This is a genomic window from Neorhizobium sp. DAR64872/K0K18 (genome assembly GCF_050500175.1).
Classification (GTDB): Bacteria; Pseudomonadota; Alphaproteobacteria; order Rhizobiales; family Rhizobiaceae; genus Neorhizobium; species Neorhizobium soli.
Map to the genome: position 1 here is coordinate 735,161 of NZ_CP191445.1, position 11,867 is coordinate 747,027.

Annotated in this window: 5 protein-coding genes; 1 reads left to right on the forward strand and 4 read right to left on the reverse strand. The window is 61.3% G+C overall.

All coding sequences use genetic code 11. From position 1 onward, the window contains the following. Positions 1-3,657, reverse strand: coding sequence for a trifunctional transcriptional regulator/proline dehydrogenase/L-glutamate gamma-semialdehyde dehydrogenase (gene putA, locus ACQY1P_RS03310; protein ID WP_430252871.1), 3,657 nt, complete (start codon positions 3,655-3,657; stop codon positions 1-3). Between the two features lie 200 nt (positions 3,658-3,857). Here putA and ACQY1P_RS03315 point away from each other — a divergent pair, with 200 nt between their 5' ends. After that, positions 3,858-4,325, forward strand: a complete 468-nt coding sequence (locus ACQY1P_RS03315; protein WP_430252873.1) for an Lrp/AsnC family transcriptional regulator — start codon at positions 3,858-3,860, stop codon at positions 4,323-4,325. 15 nt (positions 4,326-4,340) lie between these two features. Here the strand turns inward: ACQY1P_RS03315 and ACQY1P_RS03320 are convergent, their stop codons facing one another. Genes ACQY1P_RS03320 through ACQY1P_RS03330 form a run of 3 tightly spaced genes read right to left on the reverse strand, consistent with a single transcriptional unit; the run spans position 4,341 to position 11,855 of the window. Then, complete coding sequence (locus tag ACQY1P_RS03320; protein WP_430252875.1) at positions 4,341-7,214, reverse strand: hypothetical protein; 2,874 nt, start codon at positions 7,212-7,214, stop codon at positions 4,341-4,343. Beyond that, the gene (locus ACQY1P_RS03325) at positions 7,214-9,046 is read right to left on the reverse strand and encodes a GMC family oxidoreductase (RefSeq protein ID WP_430252877.1); all 1,833 of its coding nucleotides are present in this window, start codon (positions 9,044-9,046) and stop codon (positions 7,214-7,216) included. The genes ACQY1P_RS03320 and ACQY1P_RS03325 overlap by 1 nt, the downstream gene beginning before the upstream one ends. Position 9,047: 1 nt before the next feature. Next, positions 9,048-11,855, reverse strand: a complete 2,808-nt coding sequence (locus ACQY1P_RS03330) for a c-type cytochrome (RefSeq protein WP_430252878.1) — start codon at positions 11,853-11,855, stop codon at positions 9,048-9,050. Between the last annotated feature and the right edge of the window lie 12 nt (positions 11,856-11,867).

An 11,867-nucleotide genomic window follows, 5' to 3' on the forward strand; every position in this document is an offset into this window, starting at 1 on the left:
TCACCCTATCGCCATCAGGCTCGCATTGCCGCCAGCGGCCGCCGTATTCACGGAGACCGACACTTCTTCAAGCAGCCAGTTCAGGCAATAGGGATCATCCATGCCGGCGACGTCAGCTGAGGAAGCCGCCTGCGTCAGCAACAGCGGGCCGGGAAGGCTGGCAATACGGCGCGAGACGGAGATCAGGCTATTGCCGTCGCCTTCCACCAACGCACCGGCATAGGGTCCATGGTTTGCCCAATCGGAAGACCAGATGATCCGGGCAGCGATTTCGGCCGGTAGATCGGAGAACTTGCCCTCCAGGCCGGAGTCCGTGTCGATGGTGACGCTGTTGCCTGTTGCGAGCGCGGCACCCAGCTGGGAAACGAGACCCGCCTCTGTCTGCGGCACGAGCAGGATGCGCCCGCGCGGATGCAGACTATAGGTGTTGCGCTCGCCGACGGGGCCGGGAAGTTCCTGCGACATGCCGAGAGCTGATTCGCCACCCAGTTCGCGGATCGCTTCGGCGTCCTCGGTTTTGCCCTTGGCGCGCAGCCATTCGGCCAGCAACGAGATCGCCGGATCGACATGAACCGAACTGTGGCGCGGCGGCACCGGCGGCTGCTGCAGCAGGCGGCCGAGATAGAGCGGACCGCCGGCCTTGGGCCCCGTGCCCGAGAGGCCGCGTCCGCCGAACGGCTGCACGCCGACGACAGCACCGATGACGTTGCGGTTGACGTATATATTGCCGGCCCGGACACGGCTCGTCACATGCGCAATCGTTTCGTCGAGACGCGTGTGGAGGCCGAATGTCAGTCCGTAGCCGGTGGCGTTGATATCGTCGCTCAGCCGGTCAAGATCCTCACGGCGATAGCGGATGACGTGGAGGACAGGTCCGAACACTTCCCTCTCGAGGTCGGAAAGGCTGTCCAGTTCGATGATCGTCGGCGCGACGAAGGTTCCGGCGGCCGTTGCAGCGGGGATAGCGACCTGCTCAATGCGCCGGCCCTTGGCGCGCATCGCACCGATGTGGCCGTCGATAACACCCTTCGCTTCGGCTGTGATGACCGGCCCGATATCGATCTTCAGCTGGTCGGTGCGCCCGACGGTCAGTTCGGCAAGGGCGCCGCGGAGCATGGTCAGCACGCGGTCCGCTATGTCTTCCTGCAGGCACAGGACACGCAGGGCCGAGCAACGCTGACCGGCGCTGTCGAAGGCGGACGCGATGACATCGCCGACCACCTGTTCGGCCAGAGCCGAGGAATCGACGATCATTGCGTTCTGGCCGCCCGTTTCGGCAATCAGCGGGATCGGCTTTCCGGCGTTCGACAGCCGGCCGGCAAGCTCGGCCTGGATCAGGCGAGCGACGTCGGTTGAACCGGTAAACATCACGCCTTGTGTTTCGGGGGCGGCCACGAGTGCTGCGCCGATCTTTCCATCACCCGGCAAAAGCTGAAGCGCGCCGCGTGGTACGCCGGCCTGATAGAGAAGTTTCACGCCTGCCGCTGCGATCAACGGCGTTTCTTCGGCAGGCTTTGCCAGCACGCTGTTGCCAGCGACGAGAGCGGCCGCGATCTGACCGGTGAAGATTGCCAGCGGGAAGTTCCACGGGCTGATGCAGACCACCGGCCCGAGCGCCTTATGCCCCGGCCCCAGCGTGCGCTTGGCCTGTTCCGCATAATAGCGCAGAAAATCGATCGCCTCGCGCACTTCGGCAATCGCGTTCGGCAGGGATTTTCCGGCCTCGCGCATGATCAGGCCGAGAAGGGAAGGCATGCTTTCCTGCATGGCATCGGCAGCCCTTTCGAGGCAGGCCGCCCGTTCCTGCGGCGCAACGGACTGCCACTCGGCAAAAGCCTCCTCTGCGAGAGCCGCTGCCTTTTGCGCATCCTCCACGCCTGCTTCGGTGACTGAGCCGACCACATCCTGATGGTCAGCCGGATTGAGCACCGGCCTCGTTTCTCCTGATGAAGTTCCATCAGCAAGCTCCGGTGCCGCCGTGAAGGGAGCCCGGGCGCCGTCCTGGAAAACTGCCGCAAGCGAGGCGAGCGTCGTTTCGTTGGCGAGATCGAACCCTAGGGAGTTCTGACGGTCCTTGCCGAACAGGTCGGCGGGCAGCGAGATCTGATCGTGTTTGGCCCCGGGAACGGGCATGGCGCGAACGACGGCAGCCGGATCGGCAATCAGATCGTCGATCGAAACCTGATCATCGCCGATCCGGTTCACGAAGGACGAATTCGCGCCGTTTTCCAGGAGACGGCGGACGAGATAGGCTAGAAGCGTTTCGTGCGTCCCGACCGGGGCATAGATGCGGGCCGGCCGGTTGAGCTTTGCCTGACCGACGACCTCTTCATAGAGCGGCTCGCCCATGCCGTGCAGGCACTGGAACTCGTAATCGCCAACCTTGAAATCAGGTCCGGCCAGCTGATAGATCGTGGCAAGCGTCTGGGCGTTGTGTGATGCAAATTGCGGAAAGACGGCGTCGCGTGCGTCGAGCAGTTTCCGGGCGCAGGCGATGTAGGAGACATCCGTGTGCACCTTGCGGGTAAAGACCGGGAAGTCTTCGAGGCCTTCGATCTGCGCCTTCTTGATTTCCGCATCCCAATAGGCGCCCTTGACCAGACGCAGCATGATGCGGCGGTTGGAACGGCGTGCGAGGTCGATGATGAAATCAAGCACGAACGGGCATCGCTTGCCATAGGCCTGCACCACGAAGCCGATGCCGTCCCAGCCGGAAAGAGCAGGGTCGAAGCAGAGGTCCTCCAGAAGATCGAGCGACAGTTCGAGGCGATCGGCCTCCTCCGCATCGATGTTCAGACCAATATTGTAGGACTTGGCAATGGCGGCCAGCGCCTTCACGCGCGGCAGAAGTTCTTCCATGACGCGGCCAGCCTGGGCGCGGGTATAGCGCGGATGAAGTGCCGAGAGCTTGATGGAAATGCCAGGGCCGTTGTAGATCCCGCGTCCGGCAGAGGCCTTGCCGATCGCATGGATCGCCTTCTCGTAATCCTTGTAATAGCGCTCCGCGTCCTCTCCTGTCGTCGCTGCCTCGCCAAGCATGTCGTAGGAATAGCGAAAGCCCTTCTGCTCCATGGTCCGCGAGCGGCGCAGTGCTTCCTCGATCGTCTCACCGGTGACGAACTGCTCGCCCATCATCCGCATCGCCATATCGACGCCGCGGCGGATGACCGGTTCGCCACAGCGGGCGATCAGACGCGTCAAGGCCGCCGAAAGGCTGCGGTCGCTGACGGTCGAGGTCAGTTTGCCGGTCACGACAAGTCCCCAGGTCGCCGCGTTGACGAAGAGCGAACGGCCCTCGCCCACATGCGACTTCCAATTTCCGCCGGAAATCTTGTCGCGGATCAGCGCATCGCGCGTCGCCATATCCGGAATGCGCAGCAGCGCCTCAGCCAGGCACATCAGGGCGATGCCTTCCTGGCTGGAAAGCGAGTATTCCTGCACAAGCGCTTCGACGCCCGAGCCCTTGGCCTTGCGGCGCAGCGCGACAATCAGATCGCGCGCTGTCGAACGGACTTTGTCAGCGAGGTCGGCGGGCAGTGTTGCCTGCTCGAGAAGCGGCAGCACACTGTCGATTTCAGGTCTGCGATAGGCCGCTGTGATGGCCTTGCGCAAATCGGACTGCGGCCGGATCGGCGGGGCGAAATCTTCAAAGGGCATGGTCTCCAAAGAGCCAGGCAAGAATGTGTTGTGTTCCGTCGCAGATGCCATTGTTCCGCCTCCCGAATATCAAGCCAATCTAGCGGATCAGCGACGATCCCGCGGTGCGAGAAAAATAATCGAATCTGCTCTATATAGCTTCTCTGAAAATGGGTAGAATTTGGAGAAATTCACCACGTTTCGGGAGGAGGACAGAGAAAATGGAGAGGAAGAGCGATAGACCTGGGGATATCGACCACTTCGACCGGAAGATCATGGATGTCCTTGTCGGCGATGGCCGGGTCTCGGTGACGGATCTTGCCGACAAAGTCGGCTTGTCCAAGACCCCGGTGAATGCGCGCCTGAAGCGGCTGATGCAGGATGGCTTCATTCTCGGCTTTCGCGCCGTTCTCAACCCGAAGAAACTCGGCCTCGACCATGTGGCTTTCGCAGAGGTGAAACTGTCCGATACGCGCGAAACGGCACTCAACGCGTTTAACGCAGCAGTATGGCGAATTCCCGAGGTCGAGGAGTGCCACATGATAGCCGGACGTTTCGATTACCTCCTGAAGATCCGCACACCCAACATCCGCCGCTATCGCGAAGTGCTTGGCGAAAAAATCTCCAGTCTGCCATTTGTGGCAAGCACCTCAACCTCGGTTGCCATGGAGGCGGTGAAGGAACGATAGGTCCAAGACCACTGGTCAGAGTTGAGGCGGCAGCTTTCCGTTCAACATGTCGAGCAGCCTGACCCAATTGGCACGATGCCGGTTACCGGGACCATCCTGCGCCCAACCCAAGACCCTCTTGACGCCCGCGTTGTCCTGATAGGTGAAGGCCCGGCTGCTGTGCAGAGACAACACGAGTTTTTCGACGTCCTCGGCATGGAGCGTAACCTGTTCGCCCGAATGGTTGGGATCGCGAAACGTCATCGAGCCCGGCAGCAGCCAGTGCGTTCCGATGCCTCCATTGCTCGAAAAAACCGGCGGTATCACGATGTCATGAAAGTAGATCTTGCTGCAGTGGGTCGTTTCGTAGAGCGTTTTGAGGTCGGCGCGCAGTTCCGCTTCCATGCCGAGCCCGAGCTGTCCACCGGCTCCAAGCACAGAGTCGAAACCGAAACTTTCGCTATAGGGCCCCGCGAGAGCGGAAACATCCGCGACGATGACGTGGAGCGGGGCGAACCTTGGCGAATTGCCGCACCCGCAAGATTTGGGTTCTCGTCTCGCCGCATCGCGCAAGGCACGATACATGGTCACTGTACCGCGATTCTCGACCGTCCCGCCGTCCGTCACCCAATAGCGTTTGGCCGTGCCGCTGCTCGGCATGATATCCACGGCGGCATCCGGAAACACAGGGGGGAAATTGGCGCTCAATGCTGCGGCCCGTGACACAGAGACGTCGGGTTCGTCGATGGTGACGATTTCCATCCCGGGCGACGTATTTGCCTGCATCGTCTGGGTCGATCCGATGTTGGTCAGCACAAGCCGCCCGCCCGCGCCCGCGCCATCCAGCAACCCCTGGCACCGGCTGGCCTGTTCCGGCAGCGAATACCCGTCGCCTCGGCGGCACGGATTTCCAGGATCGGGATAGGATCCGACGATCGACGAATTCAGCATCAATCCAAACGAGACGTCGCCCATCTTTCCCGCCCCCATTCGGCAGGCGAAGGATTCCGCCAGGATATGTCCGAGTTTGGAGCGGGCTGGTGCAATGCCGCTCACAGAACCATCCGGCACCGCCGGCTCGCCGCATGTAAAACGTCTCCACTGAAAGCGACCGAATGTGATCCGCAGGTCGCTGGCGCGATTGATGACATCTTCAATATAAGGATGCGCCATTTCCCGCGAATAGCGCTCCCAAGCCATGAAGCCGACGCCACCGCGGGAGCGCAGTTCCGCCTCGTGTAAGCCAAAATACGCAAGCGCAGCGCTCCCGCCGGAAACGCCGCTCGCCATCACCACGTCGCAGACATGTCCCGCCTCCGCCAAGCCCCTCAGCAACGAGGCGGTATAGATCGCAGCGCGTGTACCACCTCCGGAAGCCGCGATGGCGATGCGAGGCATGCCCGCTTTCAGAGGTGAGCAGTCGCCATTTTCATAATCCTGGTTCTTCATGAACGCGAGAGCATCGCGACCGCCCCCACCCTCGGCATGGACTGTGAGCTCCGGCGGTTGCACCGCGTAATAGAACGTCAGGACAATCGGCCCGACAATCAGGCCAAAGGCCAACGTTCCGACGATGACCGGATAGATCACCGCCGCCCGCTCGAAATTGCGCAGGCTCGCCAGCAGATCGTCTGCCTTTATTATGTCGCGGGAGCGAAGCTCGATCTGGCGCCGGAACTGACCGATCAGCTCCGCGGGCGTCATGAACTGGAGCGCCGTGCCGCCGCCGGCATACCCGTCTTCGTAGTGACCCCGCAGCTTCAAGCGGCCGGCGCCATGCAGGCTGATCGTGCGACCTTCGCTTTCGACGCGGCTGAGTGTCGGATCACCGTGGTAGGGATAGGCGACCGATATGGCGGTGCGCCAGTCGGGCTTGAGTGTGAGCATGCGCATGAGCCTGCGGGCAACGAACTGGTCGGTCCAAAATCCGTAATACCAGGCGCACGCATAAGAAAGCAGGATGTAAAGCATCAGGACCGGGTTGCCATAACCCGTGCTGCCGCCATTGAAGAGGTACGTGATGAAATGTATTTCCGCGAGCCGTGCCCCGGCGACGGCAATGACGAGAATGGAAATCACGCGCTGCGGACCGATGAAAAACATCCGGCCCAGCGTCTTCAGGATTTCCATCAGCCGCTCGAAGAGAATGCCGAGGAAAAGCAAGATCCACATGATCCCGCCGACGAAAAGGAAAGTCAGGGCAAGAAGATGGTCGGGTACGAACAGGGTCAGCAGCGACCCGGGCAGAAGGAGTTCTACCGGATAACGAACCGGAGCAATTGCCAAGGCGGAAAAGAAGGCAGCTTTCGCCCCGCCCCCCACGAAACTGTAGCGATCCTTCGGAAGAAACAGCTCCACCTCTGGCAGGGCATCGGCCAATCCTCCATCGGCTGTCGACCTGAATAGCGCTGCGGCAAAACCGAATGCAGCAGCAAGCGCGACGGTCATCGCAAGAACGACGGCCACGCCCACGTGCAGTCGGGGTGCGGCGACCATCTCTCCGTAGACCTCGGGCAGAGAACTCCACAACAGCAATGCCAGCATCGCAACCAGACATGTCAGTTGCCCGGTCAGCAGATAGTTGTTGGCGACTTGGCGACGCTCGGCAAGAGCGTTGAGACCCAAAAAAAGTACAAGTCCGATCACCAGCAGAATGAGGTTCGGCCAATCGGTTTCCATGGTGGGGCCAAGCGCCAGCATGACGGTCAGAACCAGAAACAGCGCCGGCGCGTACCAGGGATAACGGTCCGGGGCGAGCAGTTTCCAGTAGGCGCGTCGCCTTGTCGGAAGCGGCCGGTTGGCCCACGCATCCAGACGTCGCCAGCCGCGAACGAAATCCGCAACCCTGTCGTTCAGCCAAGGATAGGCTTGCCGAACGAGAGACCAGCCGCGTGCTTGAACCTGCGTCATCACGCCATCTCTCCCTGTGGTGGCGAAAGCAAAACGTCGGCCGCCTTCTCGGCGATCATGTAGACCGCGCAGGCGAGGAAATAGCCGGGAATGCGGGGAAAGACCGACGCATCCACGATCCGCAACCCATCGACGCCATGCACCTTGAACCGGCTGTCCGTCACGCCGCCGCTGTCACGCGGCCCGATGGCGCAGGTCCCGCAGGCGTGGTGACCCCATGCGTTTTCGGCCACGTAGTTGCGCAGTGCTTCGTCGCTGTCGCGCCAGCGGCCGGGCTCTTCCTCTTCGGCAACGAGGTCGTCCATCCCTTCGGCCACTTTGCGCACGAAACGGACGCCCTTTACCATCGCATCGAGATCGCGACGGTAATCACCGCTGCCTTCGGCAAACGAATGGAACTGAATGTCCGGGTCTGTCCGCCAGTCCGAAGATCGCAGCCTCACCGTACCGGCTCGGTTTTCCGTATAGGCCTTCAGCACGACCCAGCTCAGATAGTCTTTCTTTCTGATCCGCTGCGAATAGCCTTTGTAGTAGCCGCGGAAATCACCCAGCAGCGAAAAGCAGTGGAGATCAGGCTCGTTCAGGCTGTCGCGCGATTTGAGCGCCATGGAAAACAACAGGCCGTTGCTTGTGTAGTTGCCAAGACGAAAGCGCCGCCACTTGCGGTATTCTGCGTCACGGATCGAATAGGCTGCTTTTTTAAGCGTCGCCCAGGGCTTGTTCATGCGGCTGACGACGCCGATCTCATATCGGTCCTGCAGATTGCGGCCAACGCCCGGCAGATCTTCGACGACGGCGATCTCGTGTCGAGCGAGATGAGCGGCATCGCCAATTCCCGACAGCATCAGGATCTTCGGCGATGCGAAAGCGCCGGCTGCGAGGATGACCTCTCGCCGCGCCTCAACGAAGAGTTCGTTGCCGTTCGCATCGATCGCGTGGACGCCCACGGCGCGCCTATCCTCAATCGCAATACGCGCCACCGCTGTTCTCGGCCGGATATCGAGCCTGTCGGGATACCTCGCCTTGACGTCGAGCAACCGTTCGCGCGGCCCATGCCGCACATGCCTGCGGGTGGAAAGGGGCGCGATGCGGATGCCGCTTGCGAAGGGGTTCCAGACCCGGTGCGCATTCGGATCGGTTTCCGCCGTCTCCCATTGCGTCCCGGAATGACCGAAGGCATCAGCTGCCGCGCGCACACAGCGCAGAAGCGAGCTCAACAGCAGGCGGTCGCGGATTGGTCTCAGCGGAAAAACCAGTTCCGTTTGCATCCAGCCCCACCAGCCGTGTCCGGTCGGATTGAGACCCGTGAGGAAGGAAAGCCAGCGCCAGAAAAAGATGCGGTAGCGGCAGCGTTCGATCCGTTCGAAATAGGTCTGCATATGCGCAGCTCGCCAGCTCTCGTCGCCTGTGAGGTCGCGGATATGGTTCCAGTCGCAGGCATTCGGTTTGACGATGATCATCGCATGATGGGCACTGCAGCCACCCAGCCCCTGTGCACGGGGATAGAGAATTCCGCCCTTTTCATCGCAGTACCGCCAGTCGCGTTTCTGCACGGCCGTATCCTCATAATGCCTGACATAGTAATCACGCGCCAAACCCTCGTGTTCGGACGCGAAAGCATGGAACGCCGGCACTTTATAAGCATCGGCCAGAGGCATATCGGGGTCGTCATCTGCAACCGCATCGCTGTAAGGCCGTTCGGCGAGCGGATCACCACCAGCTTCGATCACCAGAACGGTGCACCCCGCCTCCACAAGCCGCGCAGCCACGACCGCCCCACCCGCACCGGCGCCAATCACGATGTAGTCGTGGGTCGCTTCGCTCCCTGCCATGTCAAAGCTGCTTCAGAAATGAAATCAATGCGTCCTTGTCCGCCTGCGACAGATCCGAGCCGAAGGCATGTCCCGCATTGACGACGTAATCGGGGCACTTGCTGAGGGTCACGAGCCGATCGATCAGGCCGGTCTCGCGCACGACCGTCTCGGAATGGCTCCGCACCGCCGGGTCGGCCAGTTCCTGCGCGGAGCATTGCCCGCCCAGCTCTGCGAAGGCCGAAACCAGGCCGGGACCATTGGTGATCAGCCGCTTGTAAACGGGCCAGGCATCTTCGTCATGATCCGGCAAAAGCTTGGTATTGACCAGCGCATTGACCGGAAATCCCGACGGGAAGGGCCCGAGTGCAATCGATCCATCATCCTTGAACGCCCAGGGCGCAATGCGGCTGAGCAAGCCGCTAAAGGGGCGGATCTGATCCGGCACGAAGCCTTTTGGGATGATCAGGCAGGAAGGAGCGCTGGTACGATAGATATAGCCTGGCACGGCCTCTTCGGTCGCTTTGTCCATCCGCCGCGTTTCCGGTGAAAGCATCTGCCGGATCGACGTGTCGAAGGCCGAAAGCCGGTTTTCGATACAGGGCATGTAGGGGTCTTTGGGATCCGCAGCCGGGCAGGCGCTGGGAGATCGTGGGTAGTTTCCGTTGCCGGAGTTCGCCTGCGTACCGGACGTCCCAACCGGCCCGCTTTCCGTATCCTTGCCATAACGCGGATAGGAATAGGGGATCTCGTGCCCGACGGAATTGTTGAGGAGATAGGGCGCCGTCGACCAGATGCTGATCAGCGAAGGCGGTCGCAAATAGCCGCGTCCGTTACCAGGTGATTGCATCGGCGTTGCTGCACCCGAAACCGGATGGTGCACCGTCACTTCCTTCGGTGCAGGCAGGGTTTTGTATGTCGACGAGGTGAAGTTATCCCAGATATCGCCGGCCAGGCCATTGGTGGCGATGGCACTGCACGCATTGGTGCGCACCAGATCGATCGGCACCCTTCGTTCATTTGACAGATAGTTGTCGACGAGAAAGTCCGGTTTCTCGGCCTGCGCACGCATCAATTGTTTGAACTGCGCCGATTGTGCCCAGGCCCAGTAGCGGTCCCAGCATTCACGGTACTGCGGCCCCGCGCCGCCGCCCTCGCAGATGCCCTCGCCAACGCCGAATTCGGCCGGAGCCTTGGGTTGTTTGCTCGAATGGCACGCCGCGCAGTTTTCAGCGAAGACATCACGACCACGGGCTACCTGCTGCTGATCCAGCGCGGCCAGCAGCTCCTTTCCGCCCGGCGCGTCCTTGAGGAGATCGGAGCGACCGGTGACGAGAAAAAAGATCGCCATGTCGGCCGTCATCGTCTCGGTCGCCTGCCAATAGACGGAGTTCTTTTGTGCATCCGGAACGCGGATTGGCGATATCTTCTGGCCACCCAGGAAGGGGCGGAAGTGCAGAAGCCACTCTTCGCTGAACAGCCCGATGTTCAAGTAAACACGGTTGAGCGCCCCAAGCGTGCCGACGGAGTCAGACCCATCCTTCAGCACCCGCATCGAAGCAGACTTGCCGTCCCGCTTGTTGAAGAAGGCATGCAGTGCCGCGGTCTGCGAGTAATCCTGAAACTGCTTGTTCGCCAGCTCGTCGCCGGTCAAATTCTCCCAGCCCGTACCGGATGCAATTCCAAGGCGCGCTACTGTCTCATAGACCGCATTCATCGTGCGAGGGTTGTTGATGTAATCGCTCGAAACGAGCGAGGTATCCAGCGAGCCCGGCGGATTGGTGTGGAACAGCTGGAAAAGGAAATTGCCTTCGTTGGAGGTCGGCTTATCGTCCTCGCCGCGCGGTTGCGTGTTCCAGAAGAAGATCCGGTCCACCCAGAAGTACTGCGCTCCCGGGTTCGAGGTGATCTGCGAAAACTGCGGCCTTTCCACATCCGCCGGCGGCGTGATCGGGTTCGGTCCGACATGGCAGAACGCGCAGGACATGCCGACGCGGTACGGACGCACCAGATCCTTGTCGTTGTAGTAGGAAGGGTCGTTATAGTAGCGGTCGGGGTCCCACTTTTTCGAGGCCTTCAAGTCGAAATCCGGGTTGGGAAACAGGCGCAGCCCCATGACGCCGGTCGGTTCCCCGTAATAGGAGCCGACCGGCAGGGTCACCTCCCGGGCTTCAAACTCAACCGGTTTACCCCGCGCACCCACTTCCACGCCTGGGTATCGCCTGTCCGCGTCCGGATTGCCGCCGAACGGATCGGGAGGCGTGTCAGTCCGGCGCTGGTCGAGCCACAGTCCGAAGTGTTTCGGGTCCGGTCCCGTCGCCTCGTCAAAGCCCGGCTCATTGACGAGCCCGAGATACCGAAAGCGATTGTCGCGGCCATAGGCCTGGCTCGGATGCGAGGAAACCGTCTTCAGAAGATCAAATGCTCCGATCGTGTTGCGCGCGGCAAAATCCCAGAAGCGATCATTGCCGCCGGTCCAGACAATCCAGGCATTCTGACCGCGGATTGCCGCCTGTCGGATCGCCTCGGGGTCAAGCCCCGTCGCGGCTGCAATCTGGCGGATTTCCTGCGGGTACTCCCCTCCCTCAATCCCCTTGAGGAGACCCTTGTCCATCTCGGCGAAATAGGGCTCTGTTGCGGCTGGCAGACTGGACACGTCGCGCCGCGCAAGCTTGGCCTCGTCCTCGACCTTGCCGAACTGATCGGATGGCGGCTGGATGAGCGACCAGACGACGAAGCCGGCCACAAACAGAACGATCACCACCAAAGTGACAGCGGCCGTGACCAGCCAGAAGAGGAAACGCTTCGCTTTCTTGGTCCAACCGTGCATGCGTCCCCCTCC